This window comes from Acinetobacter sp. yr461 (assembly GCF_900110445.1).
GTDB classification, from domain to species: Bacteria; Pseudomonadota; Gammaproteobacteria; order Pseudomonadales; family Moraxellaceae; genus Acinetobacter; species Acinetobacter calcoaceticus.
This window is the reverse complement of the sequence record NZ_FODU01000009.1, coordinates 1-25,230: the sequence shown is the minus strand read 5'-3', so window position 1 is coordinate 25,230 and position 25,230 is coordinate 1. Positions and strand designations below refer to the sequence as shown.

General features: G+C 39.0%; 22 protein-coding genes and 2 tRNA genes. 11 read left to right on the top strand and 13 right to left on the bottom strand.

The window, feature by feature from the left end; all coding sequences use genetic code 11:
• Positions 1 to 9: 9 nt before the first annotated feature.
• Complete coding sequence (locus tag BMW38_RS13260) at positions 10 to 1,050, bottom strand: rod shape-determining protein (RefSeq protein WP_004789315.1); 1,041 nt, start codon at positions 1,048 to 1,050, stop codon at positions 10 to 12.
• A gap of 133 nt (positions 1,051 to 1,183) precedes the next feature.
• Here BMW38_RS13260 and gatC point away from each other — a divergent pair, with 133 nt between their 5' ends.
• The 5 genes from gatC (at position 1,184) to BMW38_RS13235 (ending at position 5,828) form a co-directional block, all read left to right on the top strand.
• Positions 1,184 to 1,498, top strand: coding sequence for an Asp-tRNA(Asn)/Glu-tRNA(Gln) amidotransferase subunit GatC (gene gatC, locus BMW38_RS13255; RefSeq protein ID WP_000107699.1), 315 nt, complete (start codon positions 1,184 to 1,186; stop codon positions 1,496 to 1,498).
• Positions 1,499 to 1,551: 53 nt separating this feature from the next.
• Positions 1,552 to 3,030 carry an Asp-tRNA(Asn)/Glu-tRNA(Gln) amidotransferase subunit GatA gene (gene gatA / locus BMW38_RS13250; RefSeq protein ID WP_092708851.1) on the top strand — a complete coding sequence of 493 codons (1,479 nt, stop codon included), beginning with the start codon at positions 1,552 to 1,554 and terminating at the stop codon, positions 3,028 to 3,030.
• Positions 3,030 to 4,499 carry an Asp-tRNA(Asn)/Glu-tRNA(Gln) amidotransferase subunit GatB gene (gene gatB, locus BMW38_RS13245; RefSeq protein WP_092708848.1) on the top strand — a complete coding sequence of 490 codons (1,470 nt, stop codon included), beginning with the start codon at positions 3,030 to 3,032 and terminating at the stop codon, positions 4,497 to 4,499. The genes gatA and gatB overlap by 1 nt, the downstream gene beginning before the upstream one ends.
• A gap of 112 nt (positions 4,500 to 4,611) precedes the next feature.
• Positions 4,612 to 5,076: a hypothetical protein gene (locus BMW38_RS13240; RefSeq protein WP_092708845.1), complete on the top strand. Its 465-nt coding sequence runs from the start codon at positions 4,612 to 4,614 to the stop codon at positions 5,074 to 5,076.
• A gap of 173 nt (positions 5,077 to 5,249) precedes the next feature.
• Complete coding sequence (locus BMW38_RS13235; protein ID WP_213031162.1) at positions 5,250 to 5,828, top strand: DJ-1/PfpI family protein; 579 nt, start codon at positions 5,250 to 5,252, stop codon at positions 5,826 to 5,828.
• Between the two features lie 101 nt (positions 5,829 to 5,929).
• On the opposite strand, the gene BMW38_RS13230 is transcribed toward BMW38_RS13235, so the two are convergent.
• The 3 genes from BMW38_RS13230 to BMW38_RS13220 all read right to left on the bottom strand — a co-directional run bounded on the left by BMW38_RS13230 (position 5,930) and on the right by BMW38_RS13220 (position 8,433).
• Positions 5,930 to 6,448, bottom strand: a complete 519-nt coding sequence (locus BMW38_RS13230) for a hypothetical protein (protein WP_003655319.1) — start codon at positions 6,446 to 6,448, stop codon at positions 5,930 to 5,932.
• Between the two features lie 110 nt (positions 6,449 to 6,558).
• Entirely contained in the window at positions 6,559 to 7,329 is a 771-nt protein-coding gene (locus tag BMW38_RS13225; RefSeq protein ID WP_092708842.1) for a hypothetical protein, read from the bottom strand.
• Between the two features lie 39 nt (positions 7,330 to 7,368).
• A complete protein-coding gene (locus tag BMW38_RS13220; RefSeq protein ID WP_092708839.1) occupies positions 7,369 to 8,433 on the bottom strand; it encodes a DUF1176 domain-containing protein in 1,065 nt (354 codons plus the stop codon).
• 124 nt (positions 8,434 to 8,557) lie between these two features.
• Here BMW38_RS13220 and BMW38_RS13215 point away from each other — a divergent pair, with 124 nt between their 5' ends.
• Positions 8,558 to 9,307, top strand: a complete 750-nt coding sequence (locus tag BMW38_RS13215; RefSeq protein WP_092708836.1) for a DUF4850 domain-containing protein — start codon at positions 8,558 to 8,560, stop codon at positions 9,305 to 9,307.
• Positions 9,308 to 9,346: 39 nt separating this feature from the next.
• Here the strand turns inward: BMW38_RS13215 and sbmA are convergent, their stop codons facing one another.
• From sbmA to BMW38_RS13190, 6 genes are all read right to left on the bottom strand, one after another.
• Positions 9,347 to 10,543, bottom strand: coding sequence for a peptide antibiotic transporter SbmA (gene sbmA / locus BMW38_RS13210; protein ID WP_092708833.1), 1,197 nt, complete (start codon positions 10,541 to 10,543; stop codon positions 9,347 to 9,349).
• A 236-nt stretch (positions 10,544 to 10,779) separates the two neighbouring features.
• Positions 10,780 to 12,015, bottom strand: coding sequence for a threonine ammonia-lyase (locus BMW38_RS13205; protein WP_092708830.1), 1,236 nt, complete (start codon positions 12,013 to 12,015; stop codon positions 10,780 to 10,782).
• 203 nt (positions 12,016 to 12,218) lie between these two features.
• Entirely contained in the window at positions 12,219 to 13,193 is a 975-nt protein-coding gene (locus tag BMW38_RS13200) for a patatin-like phospholipase family protein (RefSeq protein ID WP_003655311.1), read from the bottom strand.
• Positions 13,194 to 13,362: 169 nt separating this feature from the next.
• Entirely contained in the window at positions 13,363 to 14,838 is a 1,476-nt protein-coding gene (locus BMW38_RS13195; RefSeq protein WP_092708827.1) for an alanine/glycine:cation symporter family protein, read from the bottom strand.
• A 99-nt stretch (positions 14,839 to 14,937) separates the two neighbouring features.
• The gene (locus tag BMW38_RS19360) at positions 14,938 to 15,078 is read right to left on the bottom strand and encodes a hypothetical protein (protein ID WP_132071758.1); all 141 of its coding nucleotides are present in this window, start codon (positions 15,076 to 15,078) and stop codon (positions 14,938 to 14,940) included.
• Between the two features lie 184 nt (positions 15,079 to 15,262).
• On the bottom strand, positions 15,263 to 15,466 hold the full coding sequence (locus BMW38_RS13190; RefSeq protein WP_005036353.1) for a hypothetical protein: 204 nt from the start codon (positions 15,464 to 15,466) through the stop codon (positions 15,263 to 15,265).
• Positions 15,467 to 15,975: 509 nt separating this feature from the next.
• Between BMW38_RS13190 and BMW38_RS13180 the strand changes: the two genes are divergently transcribed.
• Positions 15,976 to 16,683, top strand: coding sequence for a nitroreductase (locus BMW38_RS13180; RefSeq protein WP_092708824.1), 708 nt, complete (start codon positions 15,976 to 15,978; stop codon positions 16,681 to 16,683).
• A gap of 25 nt (positions 16,684 to 16,708) precedes the next feature.
• Here the strand turns inward: BMW38_RS13180 and BMW38_RS13175 are convergent, their stop codons facing one another.
• Entirely contained in the window at positions 16,709 to 17,923 is a 1,215-nt protein-coding gene (locus tag BMW38_RS13175; RefSeq protein ID WP_092708821.1) for a multidrug effflux MFS transporter, read from the bottom strand.
• A gap of 126 nt (positions 17,924 to 18,049) precedes the next feature.
• On the opposite strand from BMW38_RS13175, the gene yccS reads away from it, so the two are divergent.
• From yccS to BMW38_RS13155, 4 genes are all read left to right on the top strand, one after another.
• On the top strand, positions 18,050 to 20,224 hold the full coding sequence (gene yccS / locus BMW38_RS13170) for a YccS family putative transporter (RefSeq protein WP_092708992.1): 2,175 nt from the start codon (positions 18,050 to 18,052) through the stop codon (positions 20,222 to 20,224).
• A 100-nt stretch (positions 20,225 to 20,324) separates the two neighbouring features.
• Positions 20,325 to 20,900 (top strand): SdpI family protein, encoded by a 576-nt coding sequence (locus tag BMW38_RS13165; RefSeq protein ID WP_005036343.1) that lies wholly within the window; start codon positions 20,325 to 20,327, stop codon positions 20,898 to 20,900.
• A gap of 155 nt (positions 20,901 to 21,055) precedes the next feature.
• Positions 21,056 to 23,638 (top strand): PepSY domain-containing protein, encoded by a 2,583-nt coding sequence (locus BMW38_RS13160; protein ID WP_092708818.1) that lies wholly within the window; start codon positions 21,056 to 21,058, stop codon positions 23,636 to 23,638.
• A 114-nt stretch (positions 23,639 to 23,752) separates the two neighbouring features.
• Positions 23,753 to 24,538, top strand: a complete 786-nt coding sequence (locus BMW38_RS13155; protein ID WP_092708814.1) for a YdcF family protein — start codon at positions 23,753 to 23,755, stop codon at positions 24,536 to 24,538.
• A gap of 470 nt (positions 24,539 to 25,008) precedes the next feature.
• Here BMW38_RS13155 and BMW38_RS13150 read toward each other — a convergent pair.
• A tRNA-Val gene (locus BMW38_RS13150) sits at positions 25,009 to 25,084 on the bottom strand.
• A 66-nt stretch (positions 25,085 to 25,150) separates the two neighbouring features.
• Positions 25,151 to 25,227 (bottom strand) — tRNA-Asp (locus tag BMW38_RS13145).
• Between the last annotated feature and the right edge of the window lie 3 nt (positions 25,228 to 25,230).

The window sequence follows — 25,230 nt, the reverse complement described above, 5'->3', positions numbered from 1 at the left end:
TCCTTAAACTTAACCAACAAAAAGCATGTCATGGTTCGGATTGTCAAAGAACTCCAATACTTTACCACCACCACGGGTAACACAAGTAAGAGGATCTTCAGCAACCACAACTGGTAAACCAGTTTCTTGAGCTAACAATTTATCGAGGTTACGAAGTAACGCACCACCACCTGTCAACACAATACCACGCTCAGCAATATCAGAAGAAAGCTCTGGAGGAGTTTGTTCAAGTGCTGATTTTACTGCGCTTACAATGTTTTGTAACGGATCAGAGATTGCTTGAGTAATTTCGTCAGAAGTTACAGTAATCGCACGAGGTACGCCTTCTGCAAGGTTACGGCCACGTACTTCGATTTCTAATGTTGTGCCATCAGAAACAGCCATACCTACTTCTTTTTTAATAATTTCTGCTGTGGTTTCACCAATCACGCAACCATGAGCTTTACGAACATAATTGATGATTTGCTCATCAAAAACATCACCACCGATGCGTAAAGAGTCAGCATAGACACAACCTTGCAATGAAATAATTGCAATTTCTGTTGTACCACCACCAACATCCACAACCATAGAACCACACGCCTGTTCAACTGGCATACCTGCGCCAATTGCAGCAGCCATAGGCTCTTCAATAAGACGAACATCACGTGCACCAGCATTAAATACTGCTTCACGAATAGCACGACGCTCGACCAAAGTTGATTTACATGGTACACATACAACCACACGAGGTGCAGGTGGGAACAAACGTTTTTCGTGAACTTTACCAATAAACTGATTCAACATGGTTTCAGTCACTTCAAAATCCGCAATTACACCGTCTTTCATTGGACGAATTGCAGAAATATTCGCAGGCGTACGGCCCAGCATTTGCTTCGCATCTAGACCTACAGCAGCAACAATTTTTTGTGAACCACTGTGACGAATTGCCACAACTGTTGGTTCATTTAATATAATGCCGCGGCCTGGTGCATAAATAAGTGTATTTGCTGTACCTAAATCAATGGCTAGATCCGGCGAAAACAAGCCAATTAGTCGTTTTAGAATCACGGTTCGTTCTCAGTTAAACTTTCATGTGGATGCAAGGTGGCAACTTTAAACTAAATGTGATGATTTGAACAAGTCAATCGCTTATTATAACGCACGATATTTTGAAAATTTTTAATACTGATTAGGTGATGTTATGTCTACATCGGATGCACAGCATTCAGCAGATTTAAATGCACAAACAGTTTCAGCAATCGCCAATCTTGCTCGATTGTCGCTCAATGATACGCAATCTGCTGAATATGCTCAAAGTCTAAATAAAATTTTAGGCATGATGGAAACCTTAAAAGGCATTGATACGGAAGGCGTAGAACCTTTGAAAAGTCCTTTTGACAATCCTCAACCTTTACGTGCTGATGTGGTAACGGAAAGCAATCATCGAGATGAATACCAAGCAGTTGCACCTGCAACTCAAGATGGTTTGTATCTTGTTCCTCGCGTGATTGAATAACTTTTACTCAATTAACCCATCTTCCCTATTTTGAATGTAAAGAAATTTTACTCATGACTGATTTACATCGCTTATCAATTCGTGAACTTGCTGAGGGCTTAAGCCAAGCGAAGTTTTCATCTCGCGAACTGACTGAACACTATTTAAAACGTATTGCGAAACTCGATTCACAAGTTAAAAGCTATGTGACGGTTACACCTGAACAAGCGCTTGTAGAAGCTGATACTGCCGATGCTGCATTAAAAGCAGGCAATGCAACTGCTCTAACGGGTATTCCTCTGGCACACAAAGATATTTTTTGTACCAAAGGCATTAAAACGACTGCTGGTTCAAAAATTCTCGACAACTTCATCTCTCCTTACGATGCAACTGTTGTGGAAAAAACTAAAGCAGCTGGTCTTGTCACTTTAGGTAAAGTGAACATGGATGAGTTTGCGATGGGCTCAACTTCTGAAAGCTCGTATGTTGGCGCAACCAGTAACCCATGGGCACTTGACCATGTTCCTGGTGGTTCATCAGGTGGTTCTGCTGCGGCTGTAGCGGCTGATTTAGCGCCTTTCGCTACAGGTACTGATACAGGTGGTTCAATTCGCCAACCTGCTTCTTTTTGTGGCTTAACAGGCTTAAAACCAACCTATGGTCGTGTATCTCGCTTCGGTATCATTGCTTACGCATCATCTTTAGACCAAGCAGGTCCAATGGCACGCTCTGCTGAAGACTGTGCTTACCTGATGAATGTAATTGCAGGTCACGATGCGAAAGACTCAACTTCTGTTAAAAAAGAAGTCGATGACTACGTGACAAACTTAAGCAATACATCTGTAAAAGGCTTACGCATTGGTATTCCTAAACAGTACTTCAACGTTGTTGGTTTAGATGCTGACGTAAAAGCACGCGTTGAAGAGTCTTTGAAAAAGCTTGAAGAAATGGGCGCAACGCTTGTTGAGATTGATCTCAATATGACTGAAGCCTATGTACCAACGTATTACCTCATCGCGCCAGCAGAGGCATCTTCTAATTTGTCTCGTTATGACGGTGTTCGTTACGGCCACCGCTGTGAAAACCCAGCTGACTTAATGGATCTTTACAAGCGTTCACGTTCAGAAGGTTTTGGTCCAGAAGTTCAACGCCGTATCTTAATTGGTACTTATGCTCTTTCTGCTGGTTATTACGATGCTTACTATGTGAAAGCACAAAAAGTTCGTCGTTTAATTCAACAAGACTTCTTAAAAGCATTTGAAAATGTAGACGTGATTGCTGCACCTTCTGCACCAACGACTGCTTATAAAATTGGTGCAAACTTAAGTCCAACTGAAATGTATTTAGGCGATATCTATACACTTGCAGTGAACTTAGCAGGCTTACCAGCGATTAATGCTCCTGTTGGTTTTGACAAAGATAGCTTGCCTGTCGGCTTACAGTTAATTGGTAACTATTGGTCAGAATCACAATTGCTGTCTATTGTTCATCAATACCAACAAAACACTGACTGGCATACCAAACGTGCGGCAATTGCTGAGGAGAATGCATAATGGCTGAAGCTCAAAAGTTGAAATTGATTGACGGTTGGGAAGTCGTTATTGGTATCGAGATTCACACTCAGCTTGCAACCCATTCTAAAATTTTCTCTGGTTCATCGACTGAATTTGGTCAAGACCCAAACACACAAGCAAGCCTTGTAGACTTGGCAATGCCGGGTGTTTTACCTGTTCTCAATGAAAAAGTGGTTGATCTTGCGATTCGCTTTGGTTTGGGGATCGATGCCTACATTGACCAAGCATCTGTATTTGCTCGTAAAAACTACTTCTACCCTGACTCGCCAAAAGGCTACCAGATCAGTCAGATGGATAATCCAATTGTCGGCTTAGGCCACATTGATATCCAACTTGAAGATGGCACAACAAAACGTATTGGCGTAACTCGTGCTCACCTTGAAGAAGATGCGGGTAAATCGATTCATGACCAGTTTGAAGGCATGTCTGGCATTGACTTAAACCGTGCTGGCACACCTTTACTTGAAATCGTTTCTGAACCTGACATGCGTTCAGTTGAAGAAGCAGTGGCATATATCAAATCAATCCACACACTTGTGCGTTGGTTAGGTATTTCTGACGGTAATATGGCTGAAGGTTCATTCCGTGCAGACTGTAACGTGTCTTTACGTCGTCCGGGTCAACCGTTTGGTACGCGTTGTGAGCTGAAAAACCTCAACTCATTCCGTTTCATTGAACAAGCAATCAATGTTGAAATTGAACGCCAAATGGAAATTTTGGAATACGGTGGGAGCATCGACCAAGAAACTCGTTTGTTCGATCCAAACAAAATGGAAACGCGTTCAATGCGCTCTAAAGAAGAAGCGAATGACTACCGTTACTTCCCAGATCCAGACTTGTTACCAGTGATTATTGCAGATGAGCAAATTGAAGCTGCTCGTGCTGCGCTTCCAGAGCTACCTGCTGCACGCCGTGCACGCTTTATCGCAGACTTTGGTGTAACTGAGTACGATGCACATGTACTTACGCTCTCACGCGAAATGGCGGACTTCTATGAGGCTGTTGTAGCTGCTGCGGGCGGTTCTGCACAAGGTAAAGTATGTGCAAACTGGGTGATGGGCGAATTCTCAGGCGCGTTAAACAAAGCAAACCTAGATTTGGCTGACTCTCCTGTTTCTGCTGAACAGCTTGGTGGCATGATTGCACGTATTGTTGATAACACCATCAGCGGTAAGATTGCAAAACAAGTCTTTGGCTTTATGTGGGAATCGGAAGGTAAATCTGCCGATGACATTATTGCGGAAAAAGGCTTAAAGCAAGAAACTGACACTGGTGCGATTGAAGCAATCATTAAAGAAGTACTTGCAGCCAATGAAAAAATGGTTGAAGAGTACAAGTCTGGTAAAGAAAAAGCCTTTAACGGTCTTGTAGGTCAAGTCATGAAAGCATCTAAGGGTAAAGCTAACCCTGCTCAAGTCAATGAATTAATGAAAAATTTGATTGGTTAAACTGATCTCACTTCAAAAGAAAACCCGCTTTAGAGCGGGTTTTTATCTATTTTATAAACTTAATGAATCCACAATAAATTTTTAAGCTAAAACTATACTCAACAGGTTAACCATGACAAATAGATTACTTATTACGACTTCTTTATTGTTAATAAACTCGACAATTTTTGCTCAAGCTGCTCAAGTTCCAAAGAGCGAAGTAGCACCTATTTTTAAAGCAGCAGGCTTTGCAAAAACTAAACATGTGTGGGAAGGCAATTGTGATATTGGTGAAATTATCATCTATAAAGATTTGAATGGTGATGGGCGTAAAGATGCCGTTATTCAAGATAGTAGCAGCATGTGTTATGGCAATACTGGAGTTGGCTACTATATTGTTTCACAGCAAAAAGACGGGAAATGGAAACAATTATTTAGTAACTCTGGCATACCCACCTTTTTGAAAACCAAAGGTAAAGATGGCTGGCCTGATATTGACAATGGAGGCCCTGGGTTTTGTTTTGCTATTTATCGATGGAATGGTCAAGAATACGTTGTAAACCGTTATGAATATCAGGGTAAAGCTTGCCAGTTATAAGAAAAGACCTAATGAACTTTAAACAGCCTCGATTTATCGGGGCTTTTTTTATTACTTATAAGTAAGGCCCCTTCGACTAAAGAATGCGCTTTTTTCTAAAAAATGACACAGTGACTGTGCTAATTTAAATTAAGAATTTAGATAACCTATATTTAAAAAAGAGAGATAAAATCATGTCTAAAAAGATTTTAATGTTAGTCGGTGACTATGCCGAAGACTATGAAACTATGGTTCCCTTTCAGTTCTTAACTGGTTTAGGTTATACCGTGCATGCAATTTGTCCAAATAAAAAAAACGGCGACCATATTGCTACTGCTATTCATGACTTTGAAGGTGACCAAACCTATAGCGAAAAACGCGGTCACAATTTTGCCATTAACTATGATTTTGAGGCGGTTAATACCGAAGACTATGTAGGCCTAGTCATTCCGGGTGGTCGTGCACCAGAATATTTACGCATGAATGAACGTGTTATCGAAATTGTGCGTGAGTTTGATAGAGTGAAAAAACCAATTGCAGCGGTATGTCACGGCGCTCAGTTACTTGCTGCGGCAGATGTACTAAAAGACCGCTTGTGTTCTGCTTACCCTGCATGTGCTGCCGAAGTAAAATTAGCTGGTGGGCAATACGCAGATATTGCTGTGACCGAAGCTGTTACGGATGGACATTTAGTGACGGCTCCCGCTTGGCCTGCACATCCAGCTTGGTTAGCGCAATTTGTGAAAGTTTTAGGGGCGACGATTAGTATTTAATTAGGTCTTGCCATTAAAAATAAAACCTGCTGTTAGTTAGAACCCCATTTCGTCTAATAGCAGGTTACATTCATTTATTTAAGAAGCAGAAAACTAAATTACTATCTCGTGATTCCCAACTTATTCCAAATCTCTGGGGTTAAAAACGTTGTCACCAATTTATTTAAGTCGATATAACGCAATGTGCCCTGCAATTGTTGTTTAACCGCTGGGTCTTTAACAATATCTTCGCCAGCACTTTGACCTAACTGCTGAAAAGCCTCTCCAACAGCCTTAACACCTTCCGCTTGAATCACAGCTTTGGTTTGGGCAGAACACTGCTCTACAATCACCCGCTGTAAAACCTGTGCCAGTTTTTGATCTAACTGATCTTTTTGCTCGGGTGTTACATTACTAAATGCTTTTAAGTCTGGATGGGCAGCTAAAGCCGTAAATGTCCATTGAAGTACAGTAGTCTTGTCAGAAGTGGTTGTGGCCTTAACTAAACAGTCACTCAACTGATCGACCGTTGGGCCAGCCATCGCAATTTGTGTTGTACCCAGTACAGCAACAGCCATACAAACTGAACGGCTCAAATGTGAAAACTTACGGCGGGCAATCGCATAAACATGACGTGACATAGGTCTAGCTCCAATAAACAATCTGTTCTTTGTATCACAGAGCGAGTGGAGTTACCTGTTATGACTCTGTAAATCGTCTACTTCTTCAAATTTATCAACTGATTTAATCCTTAACCCATTCCAGCATAATTCCATGTTTCAGGAATGCTCGGTTGTTCTGGTGCTTTATTTAAGTCAATATTTAAGTTTCTACTGCCCTTATATGATTTCTCACCTGAATCTGATGCAGGTGATACGCCTAAACTATAACGATAGCGAAATTGCCACAATAACGGTTTGATTGGACGAATATCCAGACTTAAAGAATCCTCATCATGACAATTCCCTTTGGAACTTTCATAGTCTTGCTCAGAAAAACAGGCTCTGATCATCCGACTAAAACTAAATGGATAGTTCGCAATAAACTGGTGTGTCTTTCCAGAATCAGTTAACTCATAAAAACTAGCACGCTCAATATTTGCACCGCCTCCTGAATACATTTCAGAAAATGAGTCGATTACAGCAATGGCATAACGGTTTTGGGTCATAGGAAAAAGCTTGGGAAAAATAAATTGCCCATCAGATGTACCCTCCTTTTGATTAGAAAGATCTACATGCCACTGTCTCAATACTTTGAGCCCCGCCGCAGAGTGATTAAATTGAATAATATCGCCACCTGACAGAAGCCATAACCTCTGATCTGCTGTTTTTAAAACCCGCCATTGATCAGGATGCTCACAAAAATTTTTAACTTGTATACAAACTTGGTCCTGCTCATTTTGGCTTAATTGTATTTTTTTAAACTCTAAAATATCTAAAGGTGCAGCAAAAGCAGGATTGGCAAAACAAGTAAAGATTCCAGCTACAACCAAGAAAGCTATCTCTATTTTACTTTTAATCATTTATTCTTTTCCTAAAAATATTTTTAGTCGACTACTAAGCTATTTGACAATAGACTCAATTTTATCAAGCTCCCACACGCCCCCTGCTGCCAAACCTTTGCACATGCCTGTCCACATATCTTTCGTATGTACAAACTTTTGACCGTCCCACACCCATTCCTCACTCGCCCAGCAATCTCCAACACCTCTTCCCTTTTGAGCACTACTAATAATGCCACTATCAAAATCCGATGCTGTCTCAGTTACAAATGTTGCTTTACCAGTCAAAGACTCATCAAGTACCCAAGCGCCATACCCTTCGTTATAGGCACCTCTCCAACATAGCGTAGTCGCCAGAACTTTCTTATTGGTCAGTTTATAAAGTTCAATTTCCTGCGGTTCAGCTCCATCACTACTACCATAAATTCCTTCACAAAATCCTTCTTCTTTTGGGTTCGATTGAGCTGACATTAAACTATGATGAACAGATTGATACGACTTACTTTTTGGTTGCAACGTCAAATATGGCTTAGGCTCTGTTTTAACATGCTTTACAATTAATTTGGATTGGGCTGCCAACACTTTTGATTCATTAGCAGACCCTTTTTTGACCAAAGCACCAACAGTTCCGATACGCTTCTGAAAATCATCCATTTTTAGCAACACAGCAGTCATTCCTGCATCAGAAATCGTCCATTCATGCTGCGTATTTTTAAATATAATTGCAGTTTTTTGCTTTGACTGCTCGAGTAAAGCGTTGACCTGTGAGTTATTTAGTTTCCCCATTAATGGCAGCTCGAAACCATCCACAGTGACAGTGCCTAAATCTTTGCCATTCATATAAAAGTGGATATTTTTAAGCTGACTTGCAGGCAAGCTTTGCTCATAGTCTGATAAAGCAAATTCAGCCTGTACAGGTTGCTTTGGACCCGCTTTACGCACTAATAGCAGCGACGCTGGATTATCACCATTTTCTTCACTTTGATACCCTGCGGCCTTACATGCTCCCGTATTACTGCAAGAGATTTCCCACTCTTGATGTGAAAATGAAATGCCTTTTATGTCTTGAGCAAAACTATAAGAACTAATGGCTGATAAACAGCAAATTGAAAGCATTTTTTTCATTTTTTCATGTCTCTATAGATCTGTTTTTATTATTAAGTTAAAAACAGTATAAAATTTTGGGTTACCGTCTAGTTTAAAAGAATATGCTAGGTTGATAGAAAATTTAAATGATTACTTTTTAAAAATGAAAAAACTATATTTTTTACTATGTGTCGCGTTAGTGAGTACAGCTTCAATTACACATGCCGAAGTAAAAAGCTTTACTCCCCATTTCCCAAAGTTTTATAGCTCTGCTGCAACCCGAAAAGCAGATAATCAGTTCTACGCTCTCGGAGAAGCAAAATTTTTAAATGGTATTACCGTGCCATTTTATGGTGTTACTGCGCTGAGCCCAACAGATGATGGTTTGCTTAAAGATTTTGAAAAATGCACACTAAAAAATTGCCGCTTTAATTTTAAGCTTGATGCTCAACATGCCAAGCAGCTTAAGCTTCTTGCATTACCTGAAACAGGGTTAGTGCTTGTGCCTAGAAATTGGCAAGATGTGCAAGCAAATGCAGGTGCCAACGGTAGTGGTTTTGCTCTAATAATAAGTCCAGATCAAAAACAAGCGATAGAGCTTTATGACTCTTCATTTTGTGTTGGATGTGGATTGCCAAATGCAACGCTCTATTTTCCAGAACTGTTAAAAGAAAGTATTGAAAATGAGTTTGGTGGATATAAAGACCCTAAAAAACTGATCAATACTGTTCATCCCTCTAAGAAAATAGCTTTTTTTAGTTATCAAATTCCCCAAATCAATAATAAAACACATGGTATTGCTAAATATTACGACGAAGACACGTTTAACTATAAAGAGATTCAAGTGACCTTAGATAAATCGCAACAGTCTTTAGTTGGCCCTATTCTCAACTTTTATAACGCAACTCATTAAAACAAAACTCATAAAAAAACCCGCTTTCGCGGGCTTTTTTTACTTATGTAATATCGATTCAAAGGCTTTTAAACGCTTATAAATCGAAAGTAATTCAATAATTGTTTTCCATGAACTAATTAAGTATTGGAAAGATTCACGTACACGTCCAAATACATTTGCAATTTGTTGAATTAAACCTAATGTGAGCTTACCAGCAGCAATTGATGGGAAAAGGACAACCAAGTTATACAAAATATCAAGTTGTCCATACCAAATCGCCGTCATATTAAAATATGCATAGTGGAAATAAAGTCGGAAATAGTTTTTACGTACGTTACTGAATAACTCACGCAAGGTAGCAGGTTTTGCGCGGTCTGCATGGTCTTCGCCATAGACGAGTTCTTTACGATACGCCGCTTCTACTTTTTGATTATTAAATTGAAGGCCTGGTAATTTTACACCTACTACCATTAACAGAACGGTACCGAAAATTGACCAGACTATTGCCGCCCATACTAACGAATGATCTAACTCTCCAATAATTGGTAATGTAGGAACGTGTTTAGACAGTTGGAATAAAATAGGTAAAAAAGCAATAAGTGTAATAATTGCCTTTACCAGCTCAACACCCAAATCTTCCAAAATAGTTGCAAAGCGCATCGTGTCTTCTTGTACACGCTGTGAGGCACCTTCAACATGGCGCAGTTGCTCCCAGTGCTCAGTGTAATATTCATTCATTGCCGAACGCCAACGAAATACATAATGGCTTGTGAAAAAAGCATTAATCACGGCCAGAGTTACAGCCACCATTGCAATATAAAGAAACACTAAGGTTTCGCTATAAAGTGCCGAAAGATTTCCCCCACCATTCGAAAGCATTTTTTGAATTAAATCCCAAAATGGCACATACCATGCATTAATCGCAACACTGACCTGAACAGCAAACCAGATATTAAACAAAATAAATGCCGAGCCCCATATAGACCAACGCTGCCATGGATTATTGGAAATAATTTTCCAAAAGCCAGCAAAGAGAGCGGTAGAAACTAAAAACCAAAGATAAAACCATAAAAAAGCAGGTGACCAAAAACGGTTTACACCAACTGGTAATTCAGCTTCAGCATAACCATGAGGAAAGCCTAGATACTCACCCCAGTGATCTCCGTCTGTGTACCAGAGCACCATATTTAACGCGAGCCAAATAACCGCAGATATAAAAAAATACCGTGGTGATGGAAAAAATGATTTGAACATTGAGCGCGGATATCCTTATATTTCTTCAAATTTACAATGAGAAGAATACTAAAACCTAAACCTTAAAATTGTGAAGGGTAAAGTTTAGAGAATTGTCAGTTTTTCTCGTTTCATTGAAGGATTTGATCGTTTTTTTGTAAATTCATCCCTTTTGAGCAATTTAATCCATTTAAATTGCCTTGTATATGACCCTCAATAGAGCCATATACGGCTTTTATAACACAGCAATTCAGAGATTAAATCTCTTCTTTACGAACAATATAACCTTCCAACTGCATTGCCTGAATGAGCAAATCTAGGTCTGAAGCGCTTTTAAGCTCAACGTCAACACTCACGGCACTTTCTTTTGCACGACTTGTAGCCGCGAATCGCTCATGACGAAGTTCATAAATATTACCGCCTTGCTCAGCAATAATTGCTGTTAAACGAGCTAAAGCACCCGGATTATCTGGTAATTCAACACGAATACGGACCATACGGCCTGTACGCGTTAAATGACGTTGCAATACAGAGACCATAACGCGTGTATCAATATTGCCACCAGACAGCACTACACCCAATTTATGGCCTAAAAATAGATCAGGACGAGACATAATTGCAGCAATACCTGTTGCACCTGCCCCTTCACACACCGTTTTTTCAATATTGAGTAACAGTGCAATTGCCTCTTCAATCATGTCTTCCGTGACAACCACAATATCGTCGACATATTCTTTAGCAACTTGAGTTGTAAGCTCACCCGGAGTTTTCACCGCAATACCTTCAGCAACGGTCGAACCCATTGAAACAGCATGCTGATAATTGCACAGTAGTTTTGCCATACTTGGGTATACAACTGATTGCACCCCAATAATTTTAATCTTTGGATTTATGGCTTTGGCAGCAATCGCAATACCTGAAATTAGGCCGCCCCCTCCAATTGGCACAACTAAAATGTCTAGATCAGGTACAGCTGCAAGCATTTCAAGCGCAATGGTTCCTTGACCTGCAATAATTTCTGCATCATCGAATGGATGGATAATCGTTAAAGATTCTTCTTGTGCAACACGGTGCATTTCAGCAGCTGCTTCAGAAAAATCTTGTCCATGTAAAATCACTCGTGCCCCATATTCACGCACTCGCTGTACTTTTACATTAGGCGTAGATTTCGGCATCACGATGGTCGCAGTTACCCCTGTGCGCTGAGCATGATACGCTACGCCTTGCGCATGATTGCCTGCCGAAGCTGCAATAACACCATGTTGTTTTTCTTGGTCAGATAAACACAACAGTTTATTCAGTGCCCCACGCTCTTTAAAAGAAGCTGTAAATTGTAAGTTTTCAAATTTCAGCCACATTTCAGCCCCTAAGGTTTTAGAAATGGTTTCTGAGAAAACAAAAGGAGTTTTTACGACTAAACCTTCCAAACGCTCTGCGGCAGCATGAATATCATCTAATGTTGGAAACCCATTTTTAACCTGTTGCTGTATCATTTATCTAGTCAGCCTCAATACATTACAAATCAATTATTTTTTAAAAATGACATCAATATTTTATATTGGTCATCAGAGTTTTCAGCATATCCAACATGTACCTAATATACAAAAATTTTTATTCCAAAAATTAAGGATTTAAACTCACATAAAAAAAGCCCTACTCAGGCTTTTTATTTAATTTTCAAAAGATTAACGTTAAATTATTGGGTTTGTGCGCTCAAGCCATCCGTAGATAAATTTTGTTCAGCTATTTTCTCATCAATTGCAAATTGAATATCAGAAAGTTTGGCATTAGCTGCATCTATGCCGGATTTCATAGTAGCTTCACGGCCTTTTACATCAAAAATATGCGCTTTTTCTCTTAAATCGGGCTGAATAACAACATCTGCATATTGTAATTCTTCTGCCGCTAGACGACCTTGCATAATATTAATATTCTGGTTAAACAGTCCCCAGACATTCGAGGTTTCTGTGTAAATAGGCTGAGCTAAAATATCAACAGCAATAATGACATCAGCACCTAAATCGCGAGCGACTTCAACAGGTACAGGGCTCACTAAACCGCCATCGACATATTCAGATTTACCTATTTTAGTTGGTACAAACATGCTTGGAATTGAAGCCGAAGCCCTTACAGCTTGCCCAGTATTACCATAGTTAAACACAGTTTTAGTGCCATGCTTTAATTCAGTTGCAACCACATACATTGGGATTTTCATTTTTTCGAGTGGCATGTTGTTTACTTGCTCGTTAACGTAGTTTTCTACTTTTTTGCCATCAAAAAAACCTTTTAGCCCGATACTAATATCACGCACATCGCCAGCTTTCATTTTTAATGCAGTATCACGTAATTCAGAAGGACTTTTACCACTTGCATAAAGTGCTCCAACAATACTACCAGCACTGGTACCTACAATAAAATCTGGTCGAATACCATGTTGTTCCAAAACCTCAATGACGCCTATATGAGCGTAACCTCGTGCTCCACCGCTACCCAATACGAGCGCAACAACTGGACGTTTTTGCTGTTTTTTAATTCGTGCAAATGGCTGATCGACAGAACGAGCATAAGCCTCCGCTGTTTGCGGTTTTAGAGCAGCAGATAAGTGTGTAGTGGTCTGGCATCCTGCCAACACCATAGAGAGTCCGAGAACCCACAATTTAAGCTGTTTCATGGCCTATCTTCGCACTATGAGGTTTAAGTTCGGATTGCAATTTTAGTTGCTAGTCTTGTGAAAAGCTGTATCGAATTTATTTAATTTGTCATGTTTAAAATTTAGACTCAAGTATTTTATCTATCCCCCTGTGAAAAAGGCCCCTTATTTATAAGAGGCCTTTTTTAACTTACCAGATATCTGAATCAACTTTTTTCTTCAATTCCGGATACTTATCAATTTTAAACTCAGGCTCTTTAATGCCTTTTTTCAATTGTTCACGATAATCTTTCAACAATGTGCGCGCCATCGGTGTTAATAGTACGATTGCAATCAAGTTAATGGTTGCCATGATACCCATAAACAAGTCAGCCATAGACCAAACGAGCGGAACACTACCAATTGCACCGAAGTACACCATCACCAATACAAAAATACGGAAGATGAACATGACTTTCGGATTGTTATTAATAAACTGTACATTACCTTCTGCATAGGCATAGTTACCTAGTACAGCTGAATAACAGAATAAGAATAATAGAACTGCAAGGAAGTCCGAGCCCCAATGTCCAACTTGAGTTTCTAAGGCACGCTGTGTTAATTCAACACCGACAAAACCTGCATCTTGGTAAACGCCAGAAACCAAAATAATGATTGCAGTACTTGTACATACAATAAAAGTATCTACAAATACACCGAGCATTTGTACCAAACCTTGGTTTACAGGATGTTTTACATCAGATGCAGCCGCTGCGTTTGGTGCAGAACCCATACCAGCTTCGTTAGAGAATAAACCACGCTTAATCCCTTGCATCATTGCCATTGACACTGCCGCACCAAAGAAACCACCTGCTGCAGAATTAAAATTGAAAGCTTCAGTTACAATCAGCTTTAAAATATCAGGCAAAATTGCGTAGTTACTGATTGCAATATATAGAGCAACAGATAGATAAAGACCTGCTTTTAAAGGTACAAACATCTCTGCAAATTTAGCGATACGCTTAATACCACCAAAAATTGCCAATGCCACTAAAACTACAAGAGCAAGGCCAACCCATGAAATTTCTAGATCAACGCCACCTAAATGAGCAATAATATTAGCTTTGTCCCAACCCCAAGCATGTGAAGATGCATTAGCAATCGCATTGATTTGAACTGAGTTGAATACGAAACCGTAGGTAAAGATCAATGCAAGTGCGAAGACCACACCAAAGGTTTTACTACGTAAACCTTGAGTAATATAGTAGGCTGGTCCACCGCGGAACTGTTTAGTCTTACTATCTCTAACTTTAAATAGTTGAGCAAGCGTAGACTCAATAAAAGCAGAGCTCATACCAAGAACAGCTGTTACCCACATCCAGAACACTGCACCAGGACCACCAATTGCGATGGCAATTGCTACACCAGCAATATTACCTACCCCAACACGGCTCGCAAGGCCTGTTACAAACGCCTGAAAAGGTGTAAGACCATGCTCATCTTCGCCTTCTGTACGACTGCTTTTCATCACTCGGATACTTTGCAAGAACATGCGAATTTGCACTGCTCCTGTTAAGACCGTATAAAAAACACCTACAGCCAGCAAGAAAATAACCAAAAAGTCCCATAAAGGGTCATTAAAAAATTTTACCCACGACATCAGTGTGGCATTGAGTTGTTCATTCATACTCGGTCCGCTTACGTTCCTTGCTAATGTGCTAAAAGCACATGCCAAAATACTGCAATAAACAAAAAAGCCCCTAGAAACCGGGACTTTTCAGTAAATTCAAGAAAAAACTTTTAATGTCAATTGAATAGCAATTATCGTCACAAGTTTAAGCAACATCATGCCCAACACTAAGCCTTTGAAGGTTGCATGAGAGAAAGCGACCTTCAGACAAAATAATATCATTGCACTACTGAAAATTTCCGCTTTTGGAAAAACAGTATGCATCGACTCAGCTATAAACTTGGAAACTAACAAATGACCACCGCTAAATAAACTCGTCTAATGATTCCCATCAATTAAGCGAATTATACAAAATCTGGATTTAAGCCAATAAGCATATTTACATATACTTTTGAGCAAATGTCTAAACTGGATATAAATTTCAAAGACTGTAACAAGCGATCGCCATAACGCGACTATCTGCGCCCTTTTCTCCATGATCAAAGAAGAGTGCGTTTAGATCTGTACTAAGCTGTTGTATTTTTTGTGGCTCAGTAGCTGCGTGAGTTACGTTCATTTTCATGGTTGCAATGGTAATCGCCAATCCTTGTTTCATGAACTGCTTGTTGATGAGTGGTAGACTCATGTAAAGCTCCTATACCTCGTGTATTTCTCCATTTCTGCAACTAAATCCTTTTTGTAAAGGGATTTTGTTTGCAGCCACTATTTCCTAACGTGAGTATGGAGAAATCATACCTGCGTAAAAAAGTCGGTATTATGCAGAAATTTAAAGTTTTGTGTATATTTTTCATTAAAATTTTATATAAAAAATGGTCATATTTTATATAAAACTATCCGTTTTGTACTGTTTTTAAACATATTATACCTTTTTTTCAATTGAATATTTTTCACCCACTCACTGTTATGCTTTTATTTTTATAACCGACAAAATCACACTATTTTGTCTATTTAAATCTAAAGTGGCATATTCGAATTATGATTAATCAGACAATATGTCTAAACTAATTAAATTATCATACCTGTAAGAATATCTCTTTTCTAATATTTTGTGCTTATAAATGAAGTACTTTCAAAACATGAAATTAAGCTTCAATAAAGTATGAAATATTTAAGAAAATGATATAGGAGTATCTCATGAATCTGGAACAAGTTCGTCTCGTTGATGAAGCTATCACTTCTCGACATTCTGTCCGCGCTTTTTTACATACTCCAATTGAGTCAGGAGTTATTAAAGATATATTACAAGTCGCAAGTCGAGCACCTTCTGGAACAAATACTCAACCGTGGAAAGTCTATGTAGTAACAGGCAACAAGCGTAATGAAATGGTTGAACGTGTTTGTGCAGCACAAATCGAAGTTTCAAAAAACCCGGAACTTGCAGAACAATATAAAGAAACTTTTGCCTATTACCCTGAAAAATGGATATCCCCTTTTATTGACCGCCGCCGCGAAAATGGTTGGGGGCTCTATGGTCTACTCGAAATTAAAAAGGGCGAAAAAGAAAAAATGGCTGAACAACAGTTACGTAACTTTAAACTGTTTGATGCACCAGCCGGCCTTTTCTTTACAGTAAATAAAACCATGGGAATCGGGTCTAAAATGGATATCGCAATGATGATCCAAAACGTGATGGTTGCTGCCAAGGCACGTGGTTTAGATACATGCCCACAAGCAGCTTGGAACCATTTTCACCCTATTGTTTTAGATATGGTGGGTGCATCAGATGATGAAGAGCTAGTTTGTGCAATTGCGTTAGGTCATGCTGATCCTAATCACATTGTAAATACCTTCATTACACCTAGAGAACCTGTCGAAAATTTCACAGTTTTTCTAGACGAATAAAATCTAAGTCGCCATTCTTTTAAAACTATGAGAATGGCTTGGTTTCTACTTGTTGCGCCGCTTTTAAAACGACAACGAACCCACTCAGCGTAAATAACACCATCATCACGCCCATGTTGAGCGATGCAGACCAAATGAGGAAGTTAAGCAGCACGCCACCCAAGAGGCCACAAGCGAATTGCATACTTCCCATAATTGCACTGGCTGTTCCTGCACGGGCACCTTGTTTGGACATTGCAAGTGCCATTGCATTTGGTCCTGTTAAACCAATGCCTGAAATAGCTAAAAATAGCCCTAACATAACAAGCCATAAAGGCGCAGCAGGAATTAAACCCGCAATAAATACAATAATGGCTCCAGTCACTTGTACAAGTGAACCTGCCTTTAACCGTTTAGTGATCTCAACACGTGATGTTAAATGCTTATTTAAAGATGACATCAACATAATGCCAAAAGCATTTAGTCCAAAGGCATAAGCAAACTCTTGCTGATTCAGTCCGTATTGATCCATAAAAACTGCTGGTGCTGAGCTGATATAACAAAATAGCGCCGCCCCTGTTAAACAGCCTGCAAACATAGGTAAGCGGAAACTCGCATCTTTGAAAATAGCCCCATAGAGGGTAACTACCTGATATGGTGACAACTTGAGTCTTTTATCGATTGCCAAGGTCTCTTTAAAGAAGAAATGTACGCACAACCAACATATGACTCCCACGATTGAAAGCGCAATAAAAATCGCTTGCCACGGAAACCAAATTAAAATCCAGGCTCCAATCATCGGCGCCAAAATAGGTGCTAACCCCATTACAATCATCATGCTTGAAAAAGCTTGTGCCGAGCCTTGAACGTCTAATCTATCGCGTATTGCTGCACGAGCCATAACCACGCCGACACAGCCACCTAAAGCTTGCAAAATACGAGCAGCAATCAAGCCCCATTCATTTGTAGCCAATACACAAAATAAGCTTGCGACTGCATAAAGTGCGAGACCAAAATAAAGTGGTTTTTTTCTACCAATCCGGTCGCTTAGAGGACCATAAACCAATTGCCCAACAGCTAAACCAAAAAAGTAAGCTGGTAGTGTATTGGCCACCATTTGTGTACTTACCCCAAAATCATGCGCCATCTGTGGCAAAGCAGGTAAGTACATATCGATGGATAATGGCCCTAAAGCCGTAAGTAAAGCGAGCAACATAATCCAGCCAATAGAGTATTGACGCTGGGCTGTTTGTTCAGACATAACGATATTTCATTTTTCAATCATTTGCATACAGACAAGCTTACACTGTCTATCGTATGATTTGTGCAACATTGGTGTAGAAATACACAAATCCTTTATCCTCAGGTTGATCAGCAAGGACTTCCTTTGAAATCTTGGTTTAAACGCCTAAAAAGAGCGACTTATAACACAACATTTATGTATAACGTGCGAATGCTGATAGCCTTTTCAGGAACTGCTTTCGTGCCTTATTTTCTGGGCTATCAATTAGCAACAATTCCACTTACTTTAGGTGTGGTTGCAGCTGGTTTAAGCGATATTGATGATCGCTTTTCAGTACGAATCATGAACCTGATTTATACTTATATTGGTTTCTTCATTACCGCAGCTTCCGTACAATTACTTTTCCCCTACCCAATGGCTTTTGCTTTGGGATTGATTGCTTCGTGTATTGGCTGGATTTTACTGGGTTCATTAGGGCGCCGTTATGCAACCATTTCTTATGGATGTTTGGTTGTTTCAGTATATACCATGTTGGGCGTTCACCTCTTTGACCACTGGTACATCCAACCTGCCCTTTTAGTTGCAGGTGCTGCATGGTATGGCTTAATTGCAACTATTAGTTTTTTACTATTCCCAGTTCGACAACTACAAGACAAACTGGCCGCGTCTTATGCATCCCTAGGCGATTTTCTCTTTGCAAAATCAAATTTGTTTGATGTAGATATGACTCCTGCCAGCTATCAGCAAAGTATGATCGAACTGTCATTAGAAAACGGTAAGTTAATTACGATTTTTAACGACTTAAAAACAGCTTTATTAACTCGTTTAAAAGGCGACCGTGGGCAAAAAGATACACGCCGAAGCTTACATTATTATTTTGTCGCTCAAGACATTCATGAACGTGCTGACTCCGCTCATATCGATTATCAAAAGTTAGCCAAAATTTTTCAGCACAGTGATATTTTATTTAGATTCCAGCGAATTTTGGCGATCCAAGGCAAAGCTTGCCAAGAGTTAAATGAATGTATTTTGCAACGCAAACCTTATAACCATAATAAAAGGTTTAAACAAAGCTTTGAAAACCTACGCCTCTCATTAGAAAAGTTACGTCGTGATCAGCATTATGACCTTTTATGGGTAAATGCGCTTTTCGCTTTATACCAAAACTTAAAATCTATCGATTCCCAGTTACTCAATCTGGAAACAGAACAACACATTCAATCTGATAAAGTAAAACAAGCCGAAAACCAGCTTAAAGATGATGATTTACAAGGCTGGAATGATATTGTCATCCGGATAAAACAAAATTTAACTCCCGAATCTGTGTTGTTCCGCCACGCGATTCGTGTATCGATTGTTTTATTTATTGGATATGTACTCATCCAAATGACCAATATTGAATATGGTTATTGGATTATGCTTACAGCTCTATTTGTAAGCCAACCTAATTTTAACGCTACCAAGCGCCGCTTACGTCTACGAATTGTTGGAACGTTAGTTGGGATTATTGTAGGTCTTGCGATTATCTTCTTAATTCCTTCAACTGAAGGGCAACTATTTATGTTGATATTAAGTGGAGTACTGTTTTTTGAGTTACGCAGTAAACAATATGCGCAAGCAACTGCCTTTATTACAATTTTGGCACTAATTAACTTTAATCTGGACGGTTCAGCAATGGCAGCAGCCATTCCAAGATTTTTAGATACCTTAATTGGTTGTGCTCTAGCTTGGTTTGGCGTGACATTTATTTGGCCCGACTGGAAGTTCCGACGCTTGCCTCGCAACATCAGACGTTCATTACAAGCTCAATGTAATTATTTAGCTGAAGTCGTCAAACAATATCATGAAGGCCACAATCATGCGCTCAATTACCGAATTGTACGTCGAGCTGCACACAATACAGATGCTGAAGTTGCTTCACTTATTTCCACTTTAGCGACTGAACCCGATTTTGACCCAACTCGTAAATCCGATATTTTTGAATTTTTGTGTTTAAACCATACTTTTTTAAGTTATATCGCGGCACTTGGGGCACATCGAGAAAGCCTTCAGGATCAAGCTGTTCTTAAATTATTAGACCAAGCGCTAGATGATATTCAAGGAGCTCTATTAAGAGATGAGATGCCTGATCTTACAGCACAAAATATGCTCCAAACGATACGTCAGCGTCTAAGCCAAAATGATGAAAATGACCAAAAATCACTCATTATTTTACAACAGCTCTCACTCATGCTTGGTGTGTTGAACCGATTTAGTATGTTAAAACAACGTCTAAGTCATGATCTTGATAATGATGCCAGTGAGCTTGCATCATTATAAATTTGCCTCGGAATTTAGTATTAAATTGGCATAATATCCTTTCCTGACTTATGCCAATTAGTGCTAAACTTAAAACAGTTTACAATTTGTTATTTGCACTATGACCGCGAAAACTTTATACGCTTATACGCTTCAGCCTGTTCCATATGACGTGTCAGAAGCTGAACAACGTAATGCTCAGCTTCTTATCTGGCGCAGCACCAATAAAATCAGCACAAAAATTTGGGCAATTATGGGTGTAGTTTTAGCCCTAGCTATATTAGGTCTTATTTTTATTAAGAACTACTCTACTGTTTTTTGCTGGGTTGCTATTGTCGCTGTAGTACTTTACTACCTAGGTCGTAAATACGGATTAGAATGGTACGTTAAACGCAAAATGAATGAATTTCCGGTACAGGAAATCAAAGGTATTCGTTTAGGCGTGCAGCCTCATGGTATTGTGATGCGCCAAAAAATGGGCCAACAAGAAGGCGTTGGTACAATTGGATGGAAAAATATCTACGAATGGTACAATGGACCTGATTTCATCTTGGTAAATTTCAAAGTAAAAGATCCAAAAGGCCAAGAACAACAAGGTGCTTATATTTTACCTAAGCGCATGGATTCTAAAAACTTCTCGTTCAATACGATTCGCACGCATTTAAAAGAAGCTGTAGGTGAACCGAAAACTCTGTAAGTTTTGATTTTATAGAAAGCCTCCTTATGGAGGTTTTTTATTACAGTAAAAACAAATGATAATGAAAATTAATATTATCTCCAAAATCCATATTATCTACTCAATCTTCGGCTATACTTCGTTACAAGATCTCCATCATATTTACATTTTCGACCATGTTTAAAAAAATTTTATTTCAAATTCATTGGTTTCTGGGTATTACTGCTGGCCTAATCTTATCCATTATGGGTGTAACAGGTGCAATTTATTCTTATGACCAACAAATTTTAAAATGGGTAAATTCTGATAGTTATGTTGTTCAAGCTGAAAGCACTCCAAAATTAACCCCTGCTCAGCTATATCAATATTTCAATACGACTCAGCCTGAAATTAAAATTAATAGCATTACGATTGCCAAGGATCCAACCGCCTCTTCTACTGTCAATATTGAAAAAGAAGGTGAACGCCGTGGCTATAATATGATGGTGAATCCTTATAACGCTCAGGTTCTGCCCGATGTTAAAGGCCGAAAACTGTTGTTATTAATACAACAAATTCATCGTAATTTAACCGCAGGCGAAGTTGGCAAGCAAATTACTGGTGCCTGTGCCTTAATGTTAATTTACTTTGTACTGAGTGGATTATATTTACGCTGGCCTAAAAAACATTCTGCCCGTCAATGGCTCGCGGTTAAACCAAAATTGAAAGGCCGAAATTTTATTTGGGATCTACATGCTGTTGTCGGCACATGGGTCATTGTTTTTTACCTACTATTCGCATGTACAGGTCTATATTGGTCTTATGACTGGTGGCGTAGTGGCATGTTCAAAGTGATGGGCGTTGAACAACCCAAGCCACAAGGTCATGGCCCTGCCCCTCAAAATCGAGGAATGCAACAAAATAAACGATCTGAGCATAATACTGATAAAAAATCAGAGCCTCAGTTAGATAATACTCAGCTCATTACAGTACTTAATCAAACATGGAGTGGATTCAATAGTCAGGTCGGACGTGATTATTCGACGCTAACATTGAACTTACCGAAAAAAGATGATGGAAAAATTGAGTTAAGCTTTGTCGATGCTACCCCGCAACACGAACGTGCACGTAACCAAGCCATCTATAATTATCAAACTAGCACTATCGAAAAGATGGAGCTTTACGAAGATAAAAAGCTTAATCAAAAAATCATGAGCAGTATGTTACCCGTGCACCGTGGTAGCTTCTTTGGACCAATTTATCAATTCGTTGCGATGCTTGCTTCATTGGCAATGCCTTTATTCTTTGTTACAGGGTTGATGCTTTATCTTAAACGCCGCAAACAGAAAAAGTTAACACAGGCGGCTCGTCAGTCTTTAGCAGGGCAATATATTGATCCAAATGCAAAGCCTTGGCTTATTACCTACGCAACTCAAACAGGTGTAGCAGAACAACTTGCTTGGAGTACAGCAACAAGTTTACAAGAAGCTCATCAACCAGTTCTGGTTAAACCTGTACAGCAGCTAACACAATCTGATTTAGAGCAGCATGAGCAGGTTTTATTTGTAATCAGTACATATGGTACTGGTGATGCTCCCGACCTCGCGACAAGCTTTGCTAAAAAGCTTTTAAAAGTGAATCTGGATCTTAAGCACTTGAACTATGCTGTTTTGGCGCTAGGTTCTAAAGAATATCCTGATACGTATTGTAGTTTTGGTCATGCAGTAGATGCTTGGCTTAAAACTAATGGTGCTCATGCCCTCTTTAATACAATTGAAGTTGATAATGTAAACCTATCGGATATTCAAAACTGGAATCAATCACTTGCGAAAGCAACTAAATTAGATTTGCATGCTGTAAATTTAGAAAAAGTTTTTGATACATGGACATTACAACAACGTGACTTACTCAATCCAAATAGCTTAGGGCAACCTGCTTATAATATTGAGCTTAACGCAAAGCATGAAGCAATATGGCAAGCTGGTGATATTGCTGAAATTCAGCCTAGTAATAGCCCTGAACGTATTCACGCATTCTTGCAGAAGCATCATATTCTTAAAAATGCAAAAGTTGACTCATTAGAGATTTCAATTGAGAAAGCGCTTTGGAATAAAGACTTAACTGGTGAAATTGAACCATTTGCTAATCTAGATCATTTATTAGAACAGCTCCCTACTCTACCAACACGCGAATATTCAATTGCGAGTATTCCTTCTCAGCAAGTGCTTCGTTTAGTTGTTCGTCAACAGCATGATGAGTCTGGTAATTTAGGTTTAGGTTCTGGATGGCTGACTCAACATACTCAAGTCAATGATGACGTTGCTTTACGTATTCGTACCAATGAATCATTCCATCTTATTGATGACAACCGCCCTATTATTTGTATTGGTAACGGAACCGGTATTGCAGGTTTAATGAGCCTGTTACATACACGTACTCGTCATGACTACACTGAAAACTGGTTAATCTTTGGTGAACGTCAAAGAGCATGTGATTTCTTCTATGCATCAACTATTGAAGCATGGCAAACAACAGGAATGTTAAAACGCCTAGATCTAGCATTTTCCCGAGATCAAGAACAACGCGTTTATGTTCAAGATGTAATCCGTCAGAATGCAGCAGAATTAGTAAGCTGGATAGAGCGCGGCGCTGTTCTCTATGTTTGCGGTAGTATTGATGGTATGGCAAGCGGAGTCGACCAAGCACTGGTTGAAATTCTAGGTGATGAACAGGTAGATGAATTAAGACAACAAGGCCGTTATCGCCGCGATGTTTATTAAAGGCCTATAAATCAGAAAACCGAGTAATGGCACAGATGCTTTACTCGGTTTTTTATTGCATTCAGAATGATTTTGCATACACTGTCTGCAATTTAAATTGCAACTGTAAACACAATGCAAGTCAGTAAGTGGATCCGTATTTTCCTAGCAATCATTGGTTCGATTTTATTTCTAGATGGATTGGTTCTAATTTGTCTCAATAAAATTAATGTCGGCACAATTATCCCTTTAATTTTGGGCGCTTTCTTCTACCTCTATTCTTTATTTTATTATCATTTAGAGCGTTTCTTCTTCTATCACTATCGCTTACACACACTTTGGCGTTTTGGATGGTTATGCCTCTGGATATGGCTAATTAGCTTAGGCTATTTCTTTGATTTTATTAAAGAGAATAAAGAGACAAGTCAAAATCTGCCTCCAGTAAATGCAATCATTGTATTAGGTAGTGGCGTTGAAAATGGTCAACCATCCAAAATTCTTGCAAAACGTTTAGATACGGCTGCCCCTATTGCTCTAAAACAGCTCCAAGCAAAAGTTGTTGTAACGGGAGGTCTTGATTTTTCAGAAAAGGAAAGCGAAGCATTAGTGATGTCGCGTTATCTAGAGCAACATTATCATTTAGCAAAAGAACGAATGATACTTGAAGATAAAAGTACAAGTACTGAACTTAATCTAATGAATAGTAAACCACTATTAGCACAGCACCACATTACCCTCGACCAACCGATAGCTATTGTCACAAGCGATTTTCACACTCCACGAGCAGCAGCTATTGCTAAAAAACAAGGTTATACGCAAGTTTATACAGTGGCTGCTGAAACACCTTTAGCTACTCGCTACAATTCTTGGTTACGAGAATATTTCGCTTTTGCAAGTGGATGGTTTTTTAACGAATATTAAGAATGACTTATTTCAAAACTGCTATTAAAAAATAGCAGTTTTTTTACGCAAGAAAGTATTGTTATTCGTTAGAAATAGACCTAGTAAACTTATGAAATATATAAAGCTCTATTTGAGTCATTACATGGCAAATTTAATATAAGAGAAGTCTATTCAATAAAAATATAAAATAAATTTTTTAAGAAAATTTTATGTGAAATAATTTTTTAGTCTATAACTCAGGCAATCACTTTTAAACACAGTTAGGTTTTAAACCTATAGCCCCAAATTAAATAACACAAAAGTCATTTATCCAAATAAGAAATAACTTAACTAATGATTTTCAGTCAATTGGAGATATAAACATTGAGCTTTAAAATAGAACAACTAAATTTAGAGTGACTTATATAAAGAATTCAAATATAGATTAAGAATTACAAATAAATAAGCAACTTAAATATTTGAAAAATTTAACTTTCGGAATGAAATAATGGTGGGCGCTGACGGGATCGAACCGCCGACATTCTGCTTGTAAGGCAGACGCTCTACCAACTGAGCTAAGCGCCCTTAATGAGAAAAGATAACGAATGTATCTTTATACTCTACATTCTCTAGACAAGGGAATCAAGAGAATGGCGCAGCGGACGGGGCTCGAACCCGCGACCCCCGGCGTGACAGGCCGGTATTCTAACCAACTGAACTACCGCTGCACT